23 protein-coding genes and 1 riboswitch are annotated in these 22,989 nt (G+C 39.8%); of the genes, 16 read left to right on the top strand and 7 right to left on the bottom strand.

What is annotated here, in order from left to right:
- Positions 1-142: 142 nt before the first annotated feature.
- The 5 genes from PSH41_RS13690 to PSH41_RS13670 are packed head-to-tail and all read left to right on the top strand — an operon-like array spanning position 143 to position 2,656.
- Positions 143-586, top strand: a complete 444-nt coding sequence (locus PSH41_RS13690) for a hypothetical protein (RefSeq protein WP_084554546.1) — start codon at positions 143-145, stop codon at positions 584-586.
- On the top strand, positions 586-1,098 hold the full coding sequence (locus PSH41_RS13685) for a hypothetical protein (protein ID WP_273589263.1): 513 nt from the start codon (positions 586-588) through the stop codon (positions 1,096-1,098). Before PSH41_RS13690 ends, PSH41_RS13685 begins: the two co-directional genes overlap by 1 nt.
- Positions 1,091-1,609, top strand: a complete 519-nt coding sequence (locus tag PSH41_RS13680; protein ID WP_273589264.1) for a hypothetical protein — start codon at positions 1,091-1,093, stop codon at positions 1,607-1,609. The genes PSH41_RS13685 and PSH41_RS13680 overlap by 8 nt, the downstream gene beginning before the upstream one ends.
- A complete protein-coding gene (locus PSH41_RS13675) occupies positions 1,602-2,114 on the top strand; it encodes a hypothetical protein (RefSeq protein ID WP_096042134.1) in 513 nt (170 codons plus the stop codon). Before PSH41_RS13680 ends, PSH41_RS13675 begins: the two co-directional genes overlap by 8 nt.
- Positions 2,114-2,656 (top strand): hypothetical protein, encoded by a 543-nt coding sequence (locus tag PSH41_RS13670; protein WP_055252934.1) that lies wholly within the window; start codon positions 2,114-2,116, stop codon positions 2,654-2,656. The genes PSH41_RS13675 and PSH41_RS13670 overlap by 1 nt, the downstream gene beginning before the upstream one ends.
- A gap of 41 nt (positions 2,657-2,697) precedes the next feature.
- On the opposite strand, the gene coaD is transcribed toward PSH41_RS13670, so the two are convergent.
- Entirely contained in the window at positions 2,698-3,189 is a 492-nt protein-coding gene (coaD, locus tag PSH41_RS13665; protein ID WP_054983183.1) for a pantetheine-phosphate adenylyltransferase, read from the bottom strand.
- Between the two features lie 325 nt (positions 3,190-3,514).
- Here coaD and PSH41_RS13660 point away from each other — a divergent pair, with 325 nt between their 5' ends.
- Both PSH41_RS13660 and thiI read left to right on the top strand, forming a co-directional pair.
- The gene (locus PSH41_RS13660; protein WP_273589265.1) at positions 3,515-4,168 is read left to right on the top strand and encodes a TetR/AcrR family transcriptional regulator; all 654 of its coding nucleotides are present in this window, start codon (positions 3,515-3,517) and stop codon (positions 4,166-4,168) included.
- A gap of 97 nt (positions 4,169-4,265) precedes the next feature.
- The gene (gene thiI / locus PSH41_RS13655) at positions 4,266-5,723 is read left to right on the top strand and encodes a tRNA uracil 4-sulfurtransferase ThiI (RefSeq protein WP_004588521.1); all 1,458 of its coding nucleotides are present in this window, start codon (positions 4,266-4,268) and stop codon (positions 5,721-5,723) included.
- Positions 5,724-5,749: 26 nt separating this feature from the next.
- Here the strand turns inward: thiI and PSH41_RS13650 are convergent, their stop codons facing one another.
- The gene (locus PSH41_RS13650; protein ID WP_273589266.1) at positions 5,750-6,652 is read right to left on the bottom strand and encodes a ketopantoate reductase family protein; all 903 of its coding nucleotides are present in this window, start codon (positions 6,650-6,652) and stop codon (positions 5,750-5,752) included.
- Positions 6,645-6,998 carry a VanZ family protein gene (locus tag PSH41_RS13645; RefSeq protein ID WP_004588519.1) on the bottom strand — a complete coding sequence of 118 codons (354 nt, stop codon included), beginning with the start codon at positions 6,996-6,998 and terminating at the stop codon, positions 6,645-6,647. Before PSH41_RS13645 ends, PSH41_RS13650 begins: the two co-directional genes overlap by 8 nt.
- A 150-nt stretch (positions 6,999-7,148) precedes the next feature.
- Between PSH41_RS13645 and PSH41_RS13640 the strand changes: the two genes are divergently transcribed.
- The 3 genes from PSH41_RS13640 to PSH41_RS13630 all read left to right on the top strand — a co-directional run bounded on the left by PSH41_RS13640 (position 7,149) and on the right by PSH41_RS13630 (position 10,797).
- Positions 7,149-7,631, top strand: a complete 483-nt coding sequence (locus PSH41_RS13640; RefSeq protein WP_004588518.1) for a YajQ family cyclic di-GMP-binding protein — start codon at positions 7,149-7,151, stop codon at positions 7,629-7,631.
- Positions 7,632-7,898: 267 nt separating this feature from the next.
- On the top strand, positions 7,899-8,681 hold the full coding sequence (locus PSH41_RS13635) for an ABC transporter substrate-binding protein (RefSeq protein WP_273589267.1): 783 nt from the start codon (positions 7,899-7,901) through the stop codon (positions 8,679-8,681).
- A gap of 67 nt (positions 8,682-8,748) precedes the next feature.
- Positions 8,749-8,918, top strand: a riboswitch (cobalamin riboswitch).
- Positions 8,919-8,967: 49 nt separating this feature from the next.
- On the top strand, positions 8,968-10,797 hold the full coding sequence (locus PSH41_RS13630) for a TonB-dependent receptor domain-containing protein (RefSeq protein ID WP_273589268.1): 1,830 nt from the start codon (positions 8,968-8,970) through the stop codon (positions 10,795-10,797).
- A 244-nt stretch (positions 10,798-11,041) separates the two neighbouring features.
- On the opposite strand, the gene msrA is transcribed toward PSH41_RS13630, so the two are convergent.
- The 3 genes from msrA to PSH41_RS13615 form a co-directional block, all read right to left on the bottom strand.
- Positions 11,042-11,578, bottom strand: coding sequence for a peptide-methionine (S)-S-oxide reductase MsrA (msrA, locus tag PSH41_RS13625; protein ID WP_273589269.1), 537 nt, complete (start codon positions 11,576-11,578; stop codon positions 11,042-11,044).
- An 89-nt stretch (positions 11,579-11,667) separates the two neighbouring features.
- Positions 11,668-14,775: an efflux RND transporter permease subunit gene (locus tag PSH41_RS13620; RefSeq protein WP_273589270.1), complete on the bottom strand. Its 3,108-nt coding sequence runs from the start codon at positions 14,773-14,775 to the stop codon at positions 11,668-11,670.
- Positions 14,776-14,778: 3 nt separating this feature from the next.
- Positions 14,779-15,831 (bottom strand): efflux RND transporter periplasmic adaptor subunit, encoded by a 1,053-nt coding sequence (locus PSH41_RS13615; RefSeq protein WP_273589271.1) that lies wholly within the window; start codon positions 15,829-15,831, stop codon positions 14,779-14,781.
- A 246-nt stretch (positions 15,832-16,077) separates the two neighbouring features.
- Between PSH41_RS13615 and PSH41_RS13610 the strand changes: the two genes are divergently transcribed.
- From PSH41_RS13610 to PSH41_RS13585, 6 genes are all read left to right on the top strand, one after another.
- Positions 16,078-16,782 (top strand): DUF2982 domain-containing protein, encoded by a 705-nt coding sequence (locus PSH41_RS13610; protein WP_273589272.1) that lies wholly within the window; start codon positions 16,078-16,080, stop codon positions 16,780-16,782.
- 20 nt (positions 16,783-16,802) lie between these two features.
- The gene (locus tag PSH41_RS13605; protein WP_024034321.1) at positions 16,803-17,135 is read left to right on the top strand and encodes a hypothetical protein; all 333 of its coding nucleotides are present in this window, start codon (positions 16,803-16,805) and stop codon (positions 17,133-17,135) included.
- Between the two features lie 151 nt (positions 17,136-17,286).
- Positions 17,287-18,942, top strand: coding sequence for an Lcl C-terminal domain-containing protein (locus PSH41_RS13600; RefSeq protein WP_273589273.1), 1,656 nt, complete (start codon positions 17,287-17,289; stop codon positions 18,940-18,942).
- Positions 18,943-18,951: 9 nt separating this feature from the next.
- On the top strand, positions 18,952-19,470 hold the full coding sequence (locus PSH41_RS13595) for an Lcl C-terminal domain-containing protein (protein WP_273589274.1): 519 nt from the start codon (positions 18,952-18,954) through the stop codon (positions 19,468-19,470).
- A 175-nt stretch (positions 19,471-19,645) separates the two neighbouring features.
- Entirely contained in the window at positions 19,646-20,563 is a 918-nt protein-coding gene (locus PSH41_RS13590) for an ExeA family protein (protein ID WP_024034318.1), read from the top strand.
- 11 nt (positions 20,564-20,574) lie between these two features.
- Positions 20,575-21,657 (top strand): general secretion pathway protein GspB, encoded by a 1,083-nt coding sequence (locus tag PSH41_RS13585; protein ID WP_273589275.1) that lies wholly within the window; start codon positions 20,575-20,577, stop codon positions 21,655-21,657.
- 49 nt (positions 21,658-21,706) lie between these two features.
- On the opposite strand, the gene PSH41_RS13580 is transcribed toward PSH41_RS13585, so the two are convergent.
- Positions 21,707-22,900 (bottom strand): HD-GYP domain-containing protein, encoded by a 1,194-nt coding sequence (locus tag PSH41_RS13580; RefSeq protein WP_273589276.1) that lies wholly within the window; start codon positions 22,898-22,900, stop codon positions 21,707-21,709.
- Between the last annotated feature and the right edge of the window lie 89 nt (positions 22,901-22,989).

Here is a 22,989-nt window from a genome sequence, read left to right as displayed (position 1 = left end):
CAGGTTGTTTAGTAAATGGTTGTTTTAATGAATTTCGAGATCTTTATTCTCCGAGCTTGCTTTTAAGATGGGGTTTATTTCTTTTATCTCAGATATAAGCTTTGCACATACATTAAGTATTATTATGCAATGGGGATTTCTCATGGCATTTCTATACTCTTTAGTTTCATCTATTAACTCACGCTTTAAAGCATTAGTTATTCTTTCGCTTATAATGGCTGTTTCATATTTTCCAGGAATGTTCTTTAATTTTCAAACAGTTACTTATTTTGATATTGCTTTATTAGATGCTATAACCCTAGTTATATTGGCACTTGTGCAGAACTTATATATTAAAGAAAAAACAATTGCCTTTAACTACCTTATGTTTGGGCTGAGTATAAATATGTGTTTAGCTCTGGGTATGTACTTAGACCGTCATATTTTACAGAATTACACCCACTGGTGGTTTTATGATTTTTATGTAACGGTAGTACTGGTATTAGATTTAAGCATGATTTTAGTGCTGTTTATCAATAGAGATTTTTTAAAAATTATTTATTTAAAAAACCTTATTTACTCGTTCTTTGCTAAGAAACCGCAATAGTGAATAATGTTCTAATCCCTCCTGAAGTGTCAGTTTATATCGGTGTGTTGGTGCAGTGGGGGTTTTTAATGGCCTTTTTATATTCACTAACAACTAGCATTAACAATCCAACAAAACAGGCTGTATGGCTATCTTTAGTTATGGCCATATCTTATTGCTTTAGTTTCTTTATTGATATTTATGATATTACCTACATAGAGTTATTTTGCTATGACGTAGTCACTTTGTTTTTTATTTTTTTTCTGCGGTATTACTTACCTGAAAAGCGCATATCTACTTACTTATTATTTGGCTTGAGCATCAATTCGTTATTATTTTTAGCTATGCACATAGATGTGTTTGTACGTGGTAATTACGAACCGTGGTGGTTTTGGTCTTTTTATACGGTTGTTATTAATATGATGGATATCATCATGGTTGGTATTTTTTTCGTAAAAAAGGATTTTTTAAGGTTAGTGCATGCTACTGATAAGTTAGTGAACGGTGTTATGAGATTGAAGCAAAGTGGCTGATATTCTTTGGGATTTAGTGTCAATTAGAGACTATGTGGGTATTTTCATTACTTGGTTGTTCGTTTTTGCATTTTTATATAACTTATCTGTAAGTATAAATACTTCTCAAAAAGCGAATGTGTACTTATCTTTGATTATGATGATCTCTTATAGCTCTAGCACTCTCTTCGATACAGTTACTGTATCGCACTTATATTATTTTTATTTTGACATTGTTACTTTAGGAGTCATTTTTTCCTATAAACGCATTAGTAATGAAGCTATGCCTGTATCTTTATATTATGTCATTGCAGGCTTAAGTATTAATGCGTGTTTGTTTTTAGCGATGCATTACGATATCGAAGTGCGTGGCACATTGTATTATTGGTGGTTTTGGAATGTTTATGTGTTTGGCATGTATTTTACTGATTTATTAATGCCGTTGGTTTTAGTTGTTAATAAAGATATTTTAGGTTTAGTAAAGCTAAGTAATTATTTAACTACAAAGTTGAAGCGTTTCCGATATGCATAACCTGTTATGGGCGATGGCTGATCTTTATGATTACATAACCATTTTAATTACATGGCTGTTTGTTTTTGCATTTTTATATTGCTTATCTACAAGCATAAATAAGTCAGATAAAAGTTTAGCCCAAATATCATTTATTATGATGGCTTCATATACATCAAGTATGGTTATGGACCCGCAAACAGCCACACCTCACTTAAAACTGTTCTTATTTGATGCAGTTACCATAATCGCTTTGATGATATGGATGATTTTTTTATCGAAAGCTAAACCGATCGCTTTTTATTATTTAATCGTGGGGCTTAGTTTTAATGCGTTTGTATTTTACGGTATGCATTACGATAGTATTGTTGTTGGGAATATAGAGTATTGGTGGTTTTGGGGGCTTTATGGTATTGGGCAGCTTACAAGTGACTTAGTAATGGCATTGGTTTTATTTATAAATAAAGATATTTTAGGGTTAATAAAAGTCAAAAAATATCTCGTTAAAAAAATGGGTGCTTATTAATGCTCCAACATGTATTTATGGCATTGAGCACAGTAAATGACTACCTAAGTATTTTTATTACATGGGCTTTTGTAGTTCCATTTCTTTATAATTTTGCTTGTACAATAAACTGCCGCAATAAGCATATTATGTACATTTCTTTGGTGATGATGCTCTCTTATACGCTCAGCCTATTTATGTTCAAAGCATCATTTATCCTTACAGGCTCAATATATTTAGATTTAGTAATTGCAGATTTACTTACCATTTTCACGCTTGCTTGCCTCTCCTATAATTATAAACATGCTAACGCCACAGCCTATTATTATCTTCTTTGTGGTTTAACGTTTAATGCAACATTACACATGGCTATGCATTACGATTATGTGGTGTTGGTTAGTTATGACTATTGGTGGTTATGGGGGGTCTATGGGGTTGGCCAGTTTTCGAGTGACTTAATAATGGCAATAGTATTAATTATAAACAAAGATATTTTAGGCTTGGTAAGGCTTAAACGCGTTTTATTTAACCACAATGAATTACAAGCTATGGCTAAAAAGTAGTTAGGTATATTAGCGCACCAAAGTGCGCTAATTGTGTTTAATTAGCTTGCGTCGCAGCCTAACCTTTGTTTTAAAGCATCCACAACAAGTGGGCTTACAAATTCGCTCACATCGCCATTATGGCGGGCAACTTCTTTTACCAAGGTTGAAGATATAAACGAGTTGCGCTCAGAAGGTGTTAAAAATACGCTTTCTAAATCTGGATTTAGGCGGCGGTTCATATTTGCGAGCTGAAATTCGTAATCAAAATCAGATACCGCTCTAATACCGCGAATAAGCACATCAGCTTTATGATCAAAAGCCAAATCGGCTAGTAAGCCTGAAAAGCCAATCACTTTTACATTACTTAAATGCCCTAAAATAGTGTTGGCTAAATCAACTCGCTCATCGAGACTAAAGCACGGCTTTTTAGAAGGGTTATGAGCAATAGCAACAATAACCGTGCTAAACATTTTAGCTGCGCGCTGAATTAGGTCGGTGTGGCCGTTGGTTAACGGGTCGAATGTACCAGGATAGATTGCCGTAACGTTCATAGATTTCACTAACTATTATTTTTTAAGTAGTCTATCAGTGTTTGTTCTACAAATCAGCCTAGGAGATCAGGTTGAGCTTTTATGTTTGATATTTAATCAGTGAAAGTGTTTTAAATGCGTTACTATTTTTTAAAGTGTAATTACGCTGCTTAGGCTTTACTTTAGTTAACAGCACCACATTAATACAAATGCCTGCGTGGAGCATAATCAGACCTCGTTTTTAAAATAGTAAATTATGATGGTATTTAAACCAGCCTGATTTGTTTATACTGCAAGGCTGATATTTAGTGTAATGTAGTTTATAAGTTAATTTGAGTCGTCGCATATGAATACTAAGGATAAAATAATACACACCAGTATTTCGTTATTTAATGAACATGGTGAGCGTGCAATATCAACCAATCATATTGCATCACATTTAGGGATGAGCCCGGGTAATCTTTACTATCATTTTAAAAATAAAGAAGACATTATCCGACATATTTTTGCGCTTTACAGCGAGCATTTACATACTCATTTTAAACCCATTGAAGCAAACGATGATGCGTTTGACCATTTAACTGCTTATTTAGATTCATTATTTGAGCTAATGTGGCGCTATCATTTTTTTTACGACAACTTAGGCGACATCCTCTCAAGGGATGAAAGCTTAAAACAAGCCTACATTGGTTTTCAGTCAACTTTATTAGAGCAGGTTCGCCAAGTTATTTTAGGCCTTCGCGATAACGAAATGATTGCCATAGAAGAGCAAGATGCGCTTGAACTTGCCCATACTCTTAAACTAACCGTTAGTTTTTGGACTCCGTATATTAAAGCGCGTAGGCTCAGTGGTAATTTAGCCGAGCAAGATATTTATCATGGCATTTTAAAAGTATTAGCATTATTTAGGGCTTACAGCACCGAAAAAAGCATACTTAAAATGAATCAGTTACGTGAAAAATACACCCAACTAGCAGAGCAAGCGCCAGCGCTTACCTAACTGCTGTTAGTTGGTTAGTTCCTAGACGCAAAAATTTTTGCTATAATCGCGCGCCCAATGCCTGGGAGCGCGAATTCCCGCAGTCTAAGAGTGAACTATGCTTAAATTTATCGTCAAACTACATCCTGAAATTGCCATTAAAAGCCGTTCGGTACGTAAACGCTTTACTAAAGTGTTAGAAAATAACATTAAAATTGTATTGCGCCGTGTTGACGAAAAAGTACAAGTAAGAAACAACTGGGATAATATTTCTGTTGTAACTAAGCTTGATGATGCACAAACACGCCTAGATTTTATCGATAGCTTGCAGCGCATTCCTGGTATTGTGCAATTTATTGAAGTGACCGAAACTGACTTCACAACGCTTGACGATATCTATAAAAAAACCATAGACCTAGTAGGGCACACTATTGTTGGTAAAACGTTTTGTGTACGCGCAAAGCGTATTGGTCAACACGACTTTACTTCTACCGATTTAGAGCGTTACGTGGGTGGTGGTTTAAACCAGCACGTTGAAGGCGCTCGCGTTAAGTTAAGCCGCCCAGAAGTAACTATTCGCTTAGAAGTAAAAGACGATAAAGCCTACATAGTTACGCAAACTCACCTAGGTATGGCAGGCTTTCCACTGCCAACACAAGAAGACGTGCTTTCGTTAATGTCAGGCGGCTTTGACTCTGGTGTAGCAAGTTATCAGATGATCCGTAAGGGCGCTCGCACACATTTTTTATTCTTTAATTTAGGTGGCGCAGCACACGAAATTGGTGTTAAGCAAGCCAGCTACTATTTATGGAAAAAATTTAGCTCTACTCATAAAGTTAAATTTATCACGGTTGATTTTGAACCGGTTGTTGCCGAAATTTTAGAGAACGTTGAAAACAGCCAAATGGGTGTTGTGCTAAAACGCATGATGATGCGTGCTGGCAGCCAAGTAGCCGAAAAATTAAATATTCAAGCCTTGGTAACTGGTGAGAGTATAGGTCAGGTTTCTAGCCAAACCTTAGCTAATTTAAGTGTGATTGACCGCGTAACAGAAACCCTGATTTTGCGCCCACTTATTCAGCACGACAAACAAGAAATTATTAATATTGCCCGTAAAATTGGCACCGCAGAAATGGCCGAAACCATGCCTGAGTACTGCGGCGTAATATCTAAAAAGCCAACGGTTAAAGCTAAACTTGACGTTATTAAAGCCGAAGAAGAAAAGTTCGACTTTGATGTGCTTAATACTGTTGTTGAAAACGCTCGCATTATGGATGTGCGTGATATAGACGTAGAAGCTAAGCAAGAACTTAAAGAAGCTGAGTCGGTAGTTGATTTACCAGCGGGTGCAGTGGTTGTTGATATTCGCTCACCAGAGGAAGAGGATGCAGCGCCGCTTGAGATTGACGGTATAGATGTAGTGCATTTACCGTTTTTCCGCTTAGCGACTAAATTTGGTGATCTGCCAAAAGATAAGGATTACTACCTGTATTGTGAAAGAGGGGTTATGAGCCAGTTACAGGCGCTTATTCTTCATGAAGCAGGCTTTACGGGTGTAAAAGTTTACCGCCCGTAAAGGTTAACCGTAATTTAGAGCGTGGTTTATACCACGCTTTTTTTTGCCTTAATTTTAGCAAGTAGAGCATCGTTTAGCGGGGTGCTGATATTTAATCGCTTACCTTGTTGGCTAATATAGCCACAAATGGCGTCTATTTCGGTTTGTCGGTTATGCGCTACGTCTTGATGCATTGAAGAGTAGTTTTCAGCGGTTAGCATCATTACGTTATAAGCGTTGTTAAGTGCATCAGCCAGCTTAATATCAAGCTTTAAAGCCTGGGCTATTTGGCATGCCTCAGTTAATAAATTAAAGATAATGCTATTAAAATAAGGGGCACGTAACTGACCATTTTTAATATCATACAATGCGCTTAATGGGTTAATGGCAATATTTACTAATAGTTTTTCAAATCGTAGCTGCTCAATATTAGTAGTGTAGCTAAGCTGCGGCACGTTTTGCAATTGCTCACACATTGTTTGGCGATAACTGCGCGCGCAAGGGTTGCAGGCACCTAATACGCTTTTACCTTCACCGGTGTGCTGTACTATAAAGTCGTTTGTTTTAAAGCCAGCCATGCTGGTGGTTAAAAAGTACAACGCTTGTCGCTTATCGAGTTGCTCATTGAGCGTTTCAACATTACCCATTCCGTTGTGCGATACAATAAGTACACTACTTGGCGATAAAAAGGGTTTAACTTGCGTAAAGGCCGATTGAACCTGAAAAGCCTTTACAGCAAAAATAACAATATCAAACGCGGGCTGTTCATTAATTTGCTTAAGCGTAATAAACCGCGCATTAATTTTTTGCGAAGGCTGTTTTGCTTTGCAATAAAAGCGTGTATTTGCAGTGGCTTTGCGTGTTAACACATGAACAGTGTGAGCTTTAGATAAAAAATGGCTTAGCAATAAACCAATAGCGCCGTCGCCAATAATAAGAATATTAGCCATAAGGGTTCTTTTTTCGAGGAGTAAAAATGGTTCTTAGTAAAAAGTACGTGGCCGCACCGGCAAAATCAGCAACAAAATCACCTAACGAGGCCTGCCTGTAGGGAAGCGCATCTTGCATTATTTCTATTGCTGCACCGTAGCCCGCAAGCAAGAGTACTTGCGTGTACAGCGGTAACTTAAAGGCTTTATCCATAATGATGGCAAGTATAAAAAATATCCCAAAGTGGGCAACTTTATCAACATGTGGAAATAAGTTCGTAACGCCGCCTTTTATTTCTTTGGCAAATAAGAGGGTAAACACCACAATACTAATCAAAAAAACTGCTTGGTAAACACGCCTTGTCACGATAAATCCTAAAACCGCTTAAAAAAGAGGCTGCAGTATATCAAACTAAATTAGTATCGCACCTGAACAAGTGGCAGAAAAATGTAAAGATTTATAATTTTAGCGTTATAATCGGCGCATAAATTTAGATTTAATAGTTAGGAGAACCCAATGCCTTCATTTGATATCGTATCAGAAGTAGAAATGAACGAAGCTAAAAATGCAGTAGATAACGCAAACCGTGAGCTAGAAACGCGCTTTGACTTTAGAGGTGTTGACGCATCAATTGAGCTAAACGACAAAACAATTAAACTAAAAGCTGAAGCTGACTCACAAGTTATGCAATTGTTTGATATTTTAGCAGGAAAAATTTCTAAGCGTGGTATGGACGTAGCAAGCTTGGAGCTGCAAGACATCACTCGTGCTGGTAAAAACGTGTTTCGTAATGTTGCACTTAAACAAGGCATTGAGAAAGACATGGCTAAAAAAGTAGTTAAAGCCATTAAAGACTCAAAAGTAAAAGTACAAGCTGCTATTCAAGGTGAAGAAGTACGTGTAACGGGTAAAAAGCGTGACGATTTACAAGCCGCTATGCAAGTCGTTCGCACTGCAGATTTAGGTCAGCCTTTCCAGTTTAAAAACTTTCGCGATTAATTAGCTAAGTGTCTTTAGTATTTTAAAGTGAAAATTTAAATGTGTGGTTATTGAATATATTAGCCACACATTTTACCCCGCCCTAATTACAGCCTTTACTTACTCGCAAGCCTAAACCCCTTTTACCTACGTAAAATTACTCTACTGTTATTCCATATTCTTTTAACGTTATTTAAATGCATTATTAAATCTGCTTATCACGCAGTTGCGTATATTAGGCTATTCTTAATATCAATATTACTTAATAGCGACTGTTAAAGGCTTTAAATGCTTAAGTTTCTTGTTTTTATAATTATTATTGCGTGCAGTAAGTTTAGCTTTGCCAAGCCAATAAATGTAGATGTGTTGGTAGAGGACGGTTACTTTCCAATTATTATTAATGCCGAAAAAGAGCAAGGGTTAGCGCCTGAGTTTGTAAAAATACTCAATGACTCTCAAAGCGAATATAAATTTACTCTTAACTCTTTGCCTGTAAAAAGGCTCAAAAAGTGGGTCGAATGGGGGGAATTCGACATGTTGTTTTTAATGGCTATGCAATGGGTGCCTGAAGTAGCAAGAAGTGCCTTACAGGAAACGAGCTTTTATGTTATTGCTAAAAATGAGTTGTATACGCTGGCACAAAACGCCCAAAAGCAAAGCTATTTCGATGACTTACATGCTTTAACAAAAGCGGGAGTATTGGGGTATTCCTATCGTTTTGCTGATTTTAAAACCGATGCACAGTATTTAAGTGATGAACACCAAGTTAGTTTAACAATCGATGAGTTTAACGTTGTTAAAATGCTGCTATTAAAGCGTGCCGATGTAGGGGTGTTAAATAACATAGCTTATCAATACTTTAAAAAGAACAACATTTTTAATATGAACCTGCTTTATAAGAGTAATACCCCAGATGCTATATACGATACTCATTTTTTAGTTAATCCTGCGCGCAGTAAAATTACGGTAAAACAAATGGATAAGCTTTTAAATTCGCCTGAAATAAAACCTAAAATCACAGCGCTTTTAAGTTTATACGGCGTAACATCCAGCTTTACTGAAAATAAATAATTTAACCTTTAGCTATATAGACGTCCGTTGACATTTGTAAACAAACTGCTCACAATAACCGCCTATTTTCAAGGTGCTTGCTGGTTGCTAAATACAGGGTTTAAAGTATTAAAACTAACAGCGAGATAATCGGGAAGTTGGTGCGCCTTTATGACAAAAGCAATCCCAACACTGCCCCCGCAACGGTAAAGTATTAACGCATTTATGTGTTTACTGAGTCCGGAGACCGGCCTTGAAGTAATCTTACTTACTTAAATCTTTGCGGTGGGCAAAGATAGGGAACATCATGCTAAATAAAACAACTCTTGGCGTTGCTATCTCGGCTGCGCTGTCTTTTTCTGTATCTGCTGCACAAAGCCCAATTGAAAAAATCACTGTTACCGCTAATAAATTTGAACAATCAATAAATAATGTTTTAGCGAGCGTTAATGTAATTGAACGCTCCGAAATAGATGCAAGCAATGTACGCGATTTACCAACCTTACTAAGCACACAGGTGGGTTTTCAAATTAATTCTAATGGTGGCTTTGGCCAAACGTCGGGCGTGTCTTTACGTGGTACAGGTTCTGGCGATACGCTAATTTTAATTGATGGTGTACGCACGGGCTCAGCCACGCTAGGACAAAAAGCATTAAGTAACGTGCCGCTAAATAGTATTGAGCGAATAGAGATCGTAAAAGGCTCGCGTGCAGCTGTGTATGGCTCAGATGCATTAGCTGGGGTTATTAATATAATAACGCGTGAAGCGAGCAATGTATCACTTGATGCCACATTTGGCTCTAACGCTTATCAAAACTATCAGCTTGCAGGTTCAGTAAAATCAAATGAAGTGGTTAGCGCATTTAATGCAGGCTTTGAAAAAACCGATGGTTTTGATGCATTACAAGGTATAGCGCCCGATGACGACAGCTATGAAAATAAAAACGTAGGCTTTAAAGTAAACTATACAGATGCACACTACGGAAACTTTAAGCTACTAGGCCAGTACAGCGAAGGCTACGCGGACTACGATAGCAGCTTTAGCCCGGCTACGAGCACGGTTGAAAGAGGGGACTTTAAAAACTATCAACTGTCGGCGCAGTGGAGCAAAAACTACACTAACCAATCTCATGCTATAGATGTTGCTTTTGCAACCGATGATTCTGACAGCACATATGTGGACTCTTTTACCGGCGGGCCATTAACCAGTACATTTGTTACTAAGCGCTCGCAAGTAGATTACAGCGGCCAATACCGCTTAACAAATGCGCTTAATATTAGCGGCGGCGTTAATTGGTATATCGATGATGTATCGCAAAGCTCGCAAGCATTTGATGAGGATAGCCGCGATGTATTAGCAGTGTTTGTTGGGGCTTATTACGACACCGACACTGTGCTTGCCAATTTAACTCTTCGCCAAGACGACGATGAACAGTTTGGTGATGAAACAACCTATACTGCGGCGGCTGGTTATCATTTATCTGAAAATTCAACATTTAGAATTAGTCAAAGCACAGGTTTTAAAGCGCCAACATTTAACGATTTATACTACCCAAATTTTGGTAATCCAGATCTCCAACCTGAAAAATCAATAAACCGCGAGCTTGGTGTAAATGTTAATTTTGACAGTGCACAAGTCGATTTTGCAATTTTTAGAAACGACATCGAAGATAAAATTGATTACGATGAAAACTTTGCGTTAGCTAATATAAACGAAGCTCGCTATGAAGGGGTTGAGTTTAGCCTTACACAACAAATTTTAGGGTTTGATAGCCACTTTAATTTTGCATATTTAAGTGCCGAAAACAAAGAAACCGGCGATGAGCTACGCAATGTTGCCAAGCGGACTGTTAATTGGGAGCTCGCAAAGCAATTTGGTGATTTTGATGCTCGCATTGATATGCAATACCGCAGTGATCGCGAGGGGGCAGTAACGCGCCTAGGATCGTATACACTTTGGAACCTAGCGGGTAACTATCATGTAAACGATAATATTGAGCTGTCGCTGCGTGTAGAGAACCTATTTGACAGAGATTACAATGTGGTTGACTCAAGAGCTGACTTTATAAGCGGTGAAGTATATTACTACAACACCCCAGAGCGCCGCTTTTTTGTAGGTGCAAGCTATCAGTTTTAATAGCGTTTTTTAATATACAAAAGCCCGATTTATATCGGGCTTTTTAATGTGTATTTATACCAATTCGCATTAATACTTAATCATTTTCAGGGGCTAAATGTGTCGCTATCTGCGTTAAAAAATTCTCATTTAGAACAACTAAATAGTGAATTTTTGCCTTGCTATCAACACGTTTATCCATCCTCAAAATAGATCACTTAATTATGCGGATTGGTATTAGAATTATTTTAACAACGCAAATTAGCTAGTCAGCTAAAAACTCTTTAAATAAAGTTTCAAACTTGTGTAATTTAGGCGCAATCAAAATACTACAGTAACCCTGCTGTGGGTTTTCGTTGTAGTAATCTTGATGATAATGCTCTGCTGGGTAATATGTGGTAGCAGGGCTAACCTCTGTCACTATTGGCTCGCTAATATGGTTTTGTAACTGGGCTATCGTCTCATTGGTTTGATTTAATTGCGCATCGTTGTGGTAATAAACAACACTTCTATACTGTGTGCCAATATCGTTACCTTGGCGATTTAATTGCGTGGCATCGTGTAACGTAAAAAACATGCTAAGCAGTGTTTCAAAACTCACTACAGCGCTGTCAAATTCCAGTTGCACAACCTCAGCATGGCCTGTTGTACCAGAGCAGACCGATTTATACGTGGGGTTGTCGGTATGGCCGCCGGTGTAACCTGAGCTTACGTTTAGTACACCTTTTACTCGTCTGAATGCAGCGTCTATACACCAAAAACAGCCTCCACCAAATGTTGCTAGTTGTGTTGATGTGCTCATAAGTTGTCCTAATTATGTATGTTACAGTATTAAGGCGAGCATAAATTGAATGCGCCGTAACAGCAAGTTACGGCGCAGTGTAAGCTCAGTTAAATTTCTTCGCTGTCTTTTAACGGGTGAGAGTCGGCTTGCTTATTTAATTTTTGCTGTAAGAACTCTGGCGACTGTGTGTTGCGGGCTAGGGCATAATACGCCGCAGGCACAACATAAAGCGTTAGCAATGTTGATACAATAACCCCTGTAAATACCACCACACCAATTACCATGCGGCTCTCTGCGCCTGGGCCTGATGCCAATACTAAAGGCACTGCGCTCATTACCGTAGTCAGAGAGGTCATTATTATTGGGCGCAGGCGCTGAGTGGCCGCTTGCAAAATAGCCTCGCTAAATTCTACGCCTTTATCACGCAGTTGGTTGGTAAATTCGACTATTAAAATACCATTTTTAGCGCTTAAACCTATCAGCATTACAATACCAATTTGGCTATAAATATTAAGCGTTAAGCCGGTTGCCCATAGGCCAAACATGGCGCCCATTAGGCCAAGCGGTACCGTTAGCATAATGACAAACGGGTGCATAAAGCTTTCAAATTGCGCTGCTAAAACTAAAAAGGTTACAGTTAGGGCAAGCACAAATACATAGGTCATGGCCGATGCGCCTTCGTAATATAATTGTGATTCACCTTTATAATCTACAGCGCCGTCAATGTCGTTTTCTTCTGCAGCTACTTTGTTTAAAAAGTTAAGTGCTTGTTCCAGTGTATAACCGTCCGCAAGGTTAGCGCTTAGTGTGATGGCACGCATTCGGTTATAACGATTTAAGCGCGATGCTGTGGCCTCTTCTTTTAAGCTTATAAGGCTATCTAGTGGGACCAGCTCACCACTGCGTGATTTAAGGTAAATATTTGAAATGTCAGTAGGGTTTGTAAAGTCTTGTTTAGTGCCTTTTAAAATTACATCGTATTCTTCACCACGGTCAATAAAGGTGGTAACACGGCGCTGTCCTAACATGGTTTCAAGCGTGGTACCTACATCTGATACCGATACACCTAAATCGGCGGCTTTGTTTTTATCTATGCTGACTAAAAATTGTGGAAAGGTTTCTTTATAGTCGTGATCGATTCTTACCAAGCCTGGATTTTTTTCTGCGCGCTCTATAATGCGGTCGCGCCAATCAGCAAGTTGCTCGTAATCGTTACCTTGTAGTACAAACTCAATCGGGCGAGAAGAGCCACCACCGCCAATACCACGGCGCATAATAGCAAAGGCACGTACGTCAGTTACTTCGGTCATTTTGGCGCTTATTTCGTCCATAACTTCCCAGGTAGAACGCTTGCGCTTATCCCAATCGGCCATGCCAACGATAGCAACACCACCACTGCCGCCCCAGCCCGGTACGCGCACTAAAACACGGCTTAATTCGCCAGCTTCTGAGTAAGGAAGCAGGCGCCCTTCTATTTTGGCCATGTTGGCAGCGTTATTTTCATAACTTGCGCCTTCAGGGCCGCTCATCATAATAAAAAAGGTACCGCGGTCTTCTTTTGGCGTAAGCTCAGAAGGCACTTGTAAAAACAACGAGTAGCTAACAAAACCAGCAAGTACTAGGCTTATCATTAAGCCCCATTTTTTGGTCATATTTGAGGTAAGCGATTGGCGGTAACTGTTTTCAACTTTGCTAAAAACACGGTCCATCCATTGGCTAAATTTACTTTCTTTTTCTGACGCTTTTAAAACTTTAGAGCACAGCGCCGGCGAGAGGGTAAGGGCGGTAATACTAGAGAAAAACACCGCGGCACTTACAGCCATTGCAAACTCTGTAAACAAGGCGCCAATTCGGCCATCCATAAATACTAAAGGTACAAACACCGAAATAAGCACAAGCGTTGTCGCAATAATTGCAAAGCCTACTTCGCGGGCACCTCTAAAGGCTGCTAATAAGGGAGGCTCGCCAAGCTCAATACGACGGTGAATATTTTCAAGCATCACAATGGCGTCATCTACGACCAAACCAATTGCTAATACCAGCGCAAGTAAGGTTAATAAGTTGATTGAATAACCCATGGCAAGTAAAAACATAAAGCTGCCAACAAGTGCTACAGGCACAGTAACGGCGGGGATAAGCGTAGCGCGAATATTACCTAAAAAGATAAATATTATTAACACTACTAATCCCATAGAAATGGCAAGCGTGCTATATACTTCGTTGATTGATTCTTTAATAAAAATAGACGAATCGTAGCTGTCTTGAATAGTGGTGCCCTCTGGCAAATTACGTTTTATTTTTTCAAGTTCACTGCGGGCGTTGTCTACTACTGTTAAGGTGTTTGCTTTAGCTTGCTTTACTATGCCAAGGCCAATCATGTTACGGCCGTTGCCACGGAACAGGCTTTCATCGTCGGCGGCTTCTAAATGTACATCGGCAACTTCACCTAAACGCACAAGGTAGCCGTCTTCACCGCGTTTAATAACTAAGTTTTGAAAATCACGTTGGTCTTTATAGCTACGCGCTGTACGTACGGTAAAATCGCGGTCGATAGATTCAATTTCACCTGCTGGTAGCTCTACGTTTTCACTGCGTAGGGTGTTTTCGATATCACTTGAAGTGATCCCACGAGCAGCCATGGCTTGGCGGTTTAGCCAAATTTTCATGGCGTATTGGCGCTCACCACCAATACGTACATTTGAAACGCCATCTACAACGGCTAATCGGTCGACAATAAAGCGCTGTGCATAATCGCTCAATTGCAGCGAGTTCATGGTTTCACTGTTAAGTACAAACCAGGCTATAGGGCTCTCGTCGCTGTTTGACTTAGATACCTCTGGTGGGCGTACTTGCTCTGGTAGGTTATCTAGTGCGCGGGCAACTCGCTCTCGTACATCGTTTGAGGCTGCGTCAATATCACGGCTTATATCAAACTCAATAACGATATTAGAGCGCCCATTTCTGCTTGAAGAATTAATACTTTTAATGCCTTCAATACCCGATATCCGGTTTTCTAATATTTGTGTTATTTTTGTCTCGACTATTTCTGCCGAAGCACCAGTGTAGTCAGTACTAATACTAACAATAGGGGTTTCAATATCTGGGTATTCTCTAAGTGGTAGCATCGAAAAAGCCACCAAGCCAAATGTTAGCAGTAGTAAGTTTATTACTATGGCAAAAACAGGGCGTTTAACACTCGTATCTGTAATTTTCACCGATTAACCCTCAACACTTACTTTGCTACCAGGGCGAATTTTAATAATGCCTTCGGTAATCACTTGCTCGCCATCGCTAAGGCCTTCATCAATCGCTACCCAGCCGTTATTTCTGCCTGCAACATGTACTTCTACCTTATTGGCAATACCCTCTTTTACTTGGTATATAAAATGTTTATCTTGCAGTGGGATCACGGCTTTTTCTGGCACCATAAGCGCCTGATTACTACTAAGCTCCAGAGCGGTGTTTAAAAGCATACCAGGGCGCAATAACCCGGATTTATTAGCAAAGCTTGCGGTTACTTCAACACTGCGAGTAATCGAGTCGATACGAGAACTAATATGGGTCACTTTGCCGGTAAAAGTGCGCCCTGGGTAGGCATCGTTTTGAGTATGTACTTTCATGCCTAGGTTAAGTTGAGATAAATATTTTTCAGGGACTTTAAAGTCAACTTTTATAATACTAATATCATCAAGCGTTGTAATAATTGTATCGCTACTTACATAAGCACCAACCGACACTTCTCGTTTGCCTAATAAGCCAGAAAACGGCGCGGTAATTAGCATTTCATCAAGTTTGGTTTTAGCGCTTTCTAGTTGGGCTTGCGTGGCATCTACGCGAGAAAGCTGCTCTTCTAATAATGATTTAGCGGTAGATTGCGTACGAGAAAGCTCAGTAAGGCGGCTTAACTGACGTTTTTCTTCTTTTAAGTTAATGCCTAGCTCTTTTACAGCGTATTGTTCTTGCTGATTTTGCAGCTGCACAAGGCGTTGGCCTTTACTTACTAAGTCGCCATCTTCAAAATATATGTGTGTAACATAATCGCTTTGTGCGCTTTTTATATAAATTGCTTGGTTTGCGCGTGCACTGCCTATGGCTTCAATCATAACGGTGTTTTCTTGAGACGATACCGTATAAGCCATTACCTGTGTGGGTGTATCACTTGAATTAGATTGTTCACCATGGCTAGATGGCAAATATAAGTACACACTTAAAATAACAAGAAGCGTAATTAAAAATGGAAAAAGAGCTTTACCTGACTGTTTTGAATACATCGTTTTCATACCTGAAAATAAATTGTAAGTATTGTACGAAATAAGACCGTGAAAAGGCGGTTATGTGTCTCATAAATTTGTGCGTTAGGCGTAAAAATTTATGAGACTAATTACTTGTTCCCATTTAACACTAAAATTATGATAAAACGATGAAGCAACCACCGCAGTGTAAAACCTGTTTAACAATGAGAAAAATAATACTTTGGGGTATTGTTATGTTTTTATTTTATATGGTTTTTTACCAATATGGGTAAGCCAAGTTCAATAATAAAATACAGGGCGCAAGGGGCGCGCAATGGCATTGAAGTACTTACTGTAGGCAGCGTAGGTTTAGTATTTATTATGCTGTTTAATTTACTGCGCCCGGGTGAAATTAGCTTAATAGAAATTTTTTTAGTAAGCATGTGCATAGCTGCTATTTTTATTGGTTTTTTAAAAACACAGGAACCTTATTACAGTTTAGTGCTTAGTGAGTCCTTACTTGTGTATCAGCATAAGTATGGCCAGTGGCAGTTACATGTTAGTAACTTACACCACAGCGGTATTCCTAAGGTGGCTGACGGCCTTGAACACCTTGAATTAAACGCAGTAGGTTTAAAACTCAATGATATGGACGAATTTTTAAGCGCTATACACCCACGCATTGCCGGAAAACTACTGATAGAGCAGCGTAATTTATTTATGCAAGCTGTTCAAAAACATTGCAAAAATGGCAATTGCCCATCAGAATGGTTAATAGAAGAGACACAATACACCTCACCTAAAGGATTTAGCTATACTGGACTTATAGCTATGTTTGCTAACAGAGCCAAGCACCTTGAGTTGTTAACGGGATATAACTTACTGTTACCCGCAAGTGTATTAGAGACAGACATTTGGTCGTTCAGTGCCAATTTAAATAAATGGAAACGCGCACCTGAACGGTTTATAGCATCGCAAGTTGGACACTAAATGCGATAGTAGGAAAAATAATGAGCCAAGAAAGATCTTTTATAAAGAGTGGTCGCAATACCATCATCCATAAAGATAAAAAGCTTGATCTAGTCATTGTAAATGCAGAGCAGCACCCACGTATAAAGGTAACTCAAAATGGTTTGGAGCCATTTAAAGAGGATCTACCTAAAAACCGGCGTGATGCCAAAGAGCGTTATCTTGAAATTGTTAATGTAAGTAGCGCTGATATTTTTGGTGAAGAAAAACAGCTGTTGTTTATTCAGGCGCTTGATGGGCGTGAATACAAAGTAGATTACTCAAAAATAGGCACTAAGCTGTTTGTGCGTATTCATCAAGATACGTATATGTAATACCAATCCGCAATAATGCTTAATCATTTTGCGACACGTTTTCCAGCCTCAAAATGGATCACTTAATTAAGTGAATTGGTATAACTCTAAATGGCACCTTTATTGCTAGTGATTACACTATAGTAATTATTTGACATTATAGGTGCGTTTTATGAAAGCGTTTGCTTTTACTCCCCTTATATCTTGTTTTTTATTGGCTGCCTGTGGCGGTGGAGGCGGCGGTAGTGAAGACTCTGCTGTTGAAACCTCGGTTAATGCCGGAACCGATCTACAAGTTGTAGAAAAAACAGAGTTTACAATTACCGCACAAGGCTCACCAGCCGACGGTACCTTTACTTGGCAGCGCGTTAGCGGCCCATCTGTGGACGGCTTCCCGCTTGAAGGTGCAGAGCAAACAATTACTGCGCCCGATGTTAAAGCCGACAGTGAACTTGTACTATCTGTAAGCTATCAAACAGATAATGGCAGCTTAGTTAGTGACAACGTGAGCATATTTATTACCTCAAGTAATCAATTACCGCTTGCTGTTGTTAGTCAAACAGCCCCAGAAACACTGCCTTCAACCTATAACGACACCGTAACGTTAAGTGCTGAAGAGTCGAGCGATCCTGACGAAAATGGCCAAATTAATAGCTATCAGTGGCAATTAATTTCAGGCCCTGATTTAGATGTAACCGACTTTGACAACTCTACGGTAAGTTTTAGCCACCCGCTGCTTGAATCAAATACTAATTTAATATGGCAATTAAGCGTTACCGACGACGAGGGCGGCGAGGCAAGTACTGAATACAGTATGACATTAAATAAAACAGACGAGCTGGTTGTGGCCAATGCCGGAGATGACCAAAACGTTGAAGAATTTGAGGAAGTGACCTTAGATGCAAGTGAAAGTGACACCCTAACAGATACGTTTTCATGTAGCTGGCAACAATTAACAGGCAATGCCGAAACGCTGGCAAATACTAGCCAATGTACCACGACATTTTTTGCCTCCGACGTTGATTTAGATACCACATTGAGCTTTGAAGTCACTGTTACTGATTCTAAAGGGCGCACTGACACCGATACTGTATTTATTGACGTATCACCAAAAGCACTAGGGCTAATTAACGACAGTGGCCTAGGCGAGTGTTATAACAATACCCAGCGTATCAATTGCCAAAGTAGTGACTTTCCGGGTCAAGATGCAGAGCTTGGCCGAGACAGCTTTGCCAACCAACTCGATAAAGCAGGCCAAGGTAACCTTGCGTTTGACTACACTAAGCTAAATCAGTTTGCTGATGAAGTAGCGGATGATAGTGACGACTTTACCTGTATACGCGACAACGTAACGGGGCTTGTATGGGAAGTGAAAAGTGTAGAGTCAGGTACATTACCTAATACCACCTTACGCGATGGCCAAAATCATTACTTTTGGGATTTAGGCACGACAACCTTTACCGATACCAGTACCGCTAATACCACCTGCCCAGATGATACAAGCTGTGGTGTGCAAACCTATATAAATGAAGTGAACGACTTAGATTTTTGCGGCGGTACCAATTGGCGCTTACCAACTTACACTGAGCTGTTGAGCTTAATTGATTATGGCAAGCAGGGCGAAAACGTATTAATTGATGAAGCGTTTTTTCCAAATATGCCAGAAGCAGGCGCTATAGATGATGTGAGTTTACCGTACTGGACATCGCAAACTGCAGCCGATGGTACCAGCTTATCGCAAGCGTACATTATCGATATGAGCAACGGGAATGACTTAGCCTACCCGAAAGAAAAATACGCGTATGTACGTTTAGTCAGAAGCCGATAGGAGAAAATCATGAAAACATGCTTACTATTTTCAATGGCTGTATTTAGCGCAAGCTTTCAACTAGCCGCAGCGCAAACGTGTTACGACGGGGCGGATACAACAACACCAACCACTCGCTTCACCCTTAATGAGGATGGCACAGTGTTAGATACAGAAACAGGCCTAATGTGGCAACGTTGTAGCTACGGACAAGTTTACGATAGCGACACTGAAACATGTACAGGCTCTTCTCCGTCACTTAATTGGCAAGAAGCACTTAGAGGCGCAGAAAACGACACCACTGCCGATTACGACGATTGGCAGGTGCCTAATATTAAAGAGCTTGCCAGTATTTTAGAGCACAGCTGCACCGAGCCAAGTATTAACGAAGAGGTGTTTTTAGGCACTAAATTGCAAAACTACTGGAGTAATACCTCAGGGGTAAGCACGATGAGCTCAGCATGGGTTTACCAGTTTGATAGCGGGCTTAATAGCTTACATGCTAAAACCAGTGACGTGTATTTACGTTTGGTGCGTTACGAAAACTAAGTAAAATAAAATAGCCAAGCACTTAACTTTAATACAAAAGCGCCGCTAAATTTAGCGGCGCTTTTTTGTTTTACATAAATTTACGTTATTTCAATAATAAAGCGCATACAACGTTGTTACTTTGTCGTTTTTTTTGCCATTATAGGCCGAGTTTTAATGACGAAGGAACATTGCGGTGTATTTAAGCTACTTTGGCTTGAGCGAAAAGCCATTTTCGATCTCGCCCAACCCCCATTATTTATTTTTAAGCGAACGCCACAAAGAGGCACTTGCCCACTTAACCTATGGTTTAGGCGAAGATGGCGGGTTTGTATTGCTAACCGGCGAAGTGGGAACAGGCAAAACCACCATTACCCGCAGTATGTTAGAGCAACTGCCAGAGAATACTCAAGTTGCAATGATCCATAATCCGGCGCTGTCGGAGCTTGAGCTTTTGGCCAGTATTTGTGATGAGCTAAACATTACTTACGATGCCCAAAATGCCACCCTTAAAAGTTTAACCGACATTATTAAGCAGCACTTAGAGGCTAATAACAAAGCGGGCGGGCACACAATTTTAATTATTGATGAAGCGCAGCTCCTTGCCCCCGATGTGCTTGAGCAATTACGACTATTAACCAACATAGAAACTGATCATAAAAAACTGTTACAAATAGTCTTAGTGGGTCAACCAGAGCTTCAGGCATTATTAAAACGTACTGAGCTTAGGCAGTTGGCGCAGCGAATTACAGCACGGTATCATTTATTACCGCTCACCCAAGGGCAAACAGTTGCGTATATAAAGCATCGTTTACATATTGCCGGGTGTGATAAAGGCGTGTTTTCGCTTGATGCGATGCAAGCTGTACATCAGTTAACTGGCGGCATTCCACGCTTAATGAATTTAGTCTGTGAGCGCGCGTTAGTCGGGGCTTTTTCTAAGCAGCAGCTTATTGTTGATAGTGATATTATAAAACAATCAGCCCAAGAATCACTGCCTATGGATTTTGTGGCTGCGCAGAATAATGCGCCTAAATCCACTGGCCGTGTTTATTATTACTTAGCATTTGCTGCTTTGTTTGCAGTAGGTGTCGGCATGTCGTTTATTATATAGTTAGGTAATTTATGTCTTATTTATTAGATGCATTAAAGCAATCTCAACAAGCAGATATGAGCGCCGAGCAATATGATTTGCAGTCAGCGCAGTTAAAGCAGCAGCAAGCACTTACGCGCTATAAAAAAATGGTGTGGCTACTTGGCGGCGCAATTGCAGCATTTATTGCCATAGCGGGTGGCTTTACAGCGGGTAAGTGGTTTCAAAGCAGCGCACTATTAAAAACAAGCCAGCCGGTTGACGTTGTTAGCACTGATAGCAAAAAACAAAAACAAGCAGTAACAGATGAGCCAGCTATAGCGCTAAATAAAGCCGTAAAGCCTGTAACATCACCTTCTTCAGAGGCTGAAAAAAATAGTAATAAAGCAACGATTGAAGGGCAGTTGGTGTATGTACAAACACCTACCGGGGTACAAAAAATGTTGCTTACCCCACAAGGGCAGTATATCCCTATTAATGATAATCCGGCGCAGCAGCAACCAGGTTACAATGTGCAAACCCCTATAAATGCTAACGGGTATAATCAAAATGCGTTTAATCAGCCGACTTACAATGCACAGCTACCTAATACGCAAAGCTATAATCCACTTGCTTATAATGCACACGGCCAAAACACGCAATTTATGCAGCCGCAAGCACAAAATACAAGCTCAGCAGGTTTAGATATGAGTAAGTACAAAGTGCTTGGAAAACCACTGAATGGTGAAAATACCCCAAGCACGCAAGCGCCGCAAAGTAGCCCGGAGCTTGATGCTGTACCGAGTAAATTAAAAGATGCCTTTGCACAAGCGATAAAAGACTCGGAGCAAGAACAAGATTACGAAGTAACGCAGGCCTCACGCAGTTCATCTCGAGTTAAACCGGTTGAGCTATTACCAGATGGTTTACAAGCCATGCTACCAAGCATTAAATACCAAGCACATATATACTCTTCAAGTGCAGATAAACGCTGGATAAAGCTTAATGGCAGAGAGCTACACGAAGGGGAGAGCATAGGGGCACTAAGAGTGCGCGAAATTACCCCAGAGCAAAGTGTACTTGATTTTGATGGTTATGAATTCAGTATTAAAGCTTTGCAGGATTGGCCGCAATAAAGCGCAGCTAATAAAGTAAAGCCGCAAAACTGCGGCTTTACTTTTTAACTCAAGGTAAAATAGCGTTTTTGTAAAAGCGCTCTAAATCAATGTTGTAGTCGGTCGGCTTAACAGTTGATTCGAGCTTGTCAGCTGTTTTTTTATTTGCCAAGTTTATATCTTGCATTTCCGTGTAGCGACCGTGTTTAGCACTATAAAATGTTTTAACCACCGGCTTTAAAGGTGTTTCAGGGTTACTCTGTGTAACCAAGCCTACTTTTTGGCTAGATAAGCGCACTAAGGTGCCTACAGGGTGAATGCCAATACATTGGATAAACTTAGTAAGTAGCTCACCATCAAAGCTATCAGGGCAACCATCTTTTAAAATTTTAAACGCTTTTATAGGCTCCATACCTGCTTTATATACCCGCTCTGCCGTAAGTGCATCATATACATCTACAATTGACGCCATACGCACGTATTGGCTTATCTCATCACCTTTTTTGGCAAACGGGTAGCCTTTTCCGTCTAAGCGCTCATGGTGTAGGCCGGCAATATCTACAGCAATTCCCGTTAACCCTGACTCTTCCAAAATTTGCTTAGAATACAGAGCATGGTTTTGCATAATTTTAAATTCGTCATCACTAAAGCGGCCCGGTTTATTGAGCACTTCGTCAGGAATTTTAATTTTTCCTATGTCATGTAACAAAGCACCTGTAGTGAGCTCTACAATAATGTCGCGCTCTATGCCTAAGTGCTTTGCAAAAATACCCATTAAAATAGAAACGTTGATAGAGTGCTCTAATAAGTAAGCATCTTTTTGGCGCATTTGGGTTAAGCAGGCTAGGGCATCTTGGTTTCTAAAAATAGAGTCCATAAAGCCACTGGCAAGCTCTTTAAAAGGCGCTATGTCTATATCTCTACCCGCTTTTATATCGCCAAAGGCCTTTTTTTGAAGTGTTTTAGCTTCGTCGTAGAGCTTTTTAGCTTTGCCCATTTCTTGTTCACTACTGTGAACTTTAAGCCAAGGGTCGCGTTTTTTAATCTCTGCCTTAGGCGCTGGGGCTTGAGTGTCGGGCTCGGGTGTAGTTAATGTTTTATCTGGATCTATCTCTATTTCTAAAATGCCCGCTTTTTTGAGCTTATCGATACTCGCCTGAGTTTTAACCCAGCCTTGGTTTTTAATTTTAATGCGCCCAGTTTGTTTTGTAACACTTTGAACAAACATGCCAGGCTGTAATTGCGAAATAGAGATAACTTTCAATTTTTTTACTTCTGTAATGGGTCTTTGTTTAAATTAGCATCATTATACGTTGCAGGGTAAAAAAAAAGGCACTTTTAAGTGCCTTTTTT

This window comes from Pseudoalteromonas sp. CST2 (assembly GCF_028599385.1).
Taxonomy (GTDB): domain Bacteria; phylum Pseudomonadota; class Gammaproteobacteria; order Enterobacterales; family Alteromonadaceae; genus Pseudoalteromonas; species Pseudoalteromonas atlantica.
This window is presented reverse-complemented; position numbering and strand designations above follow the sequence as displayed.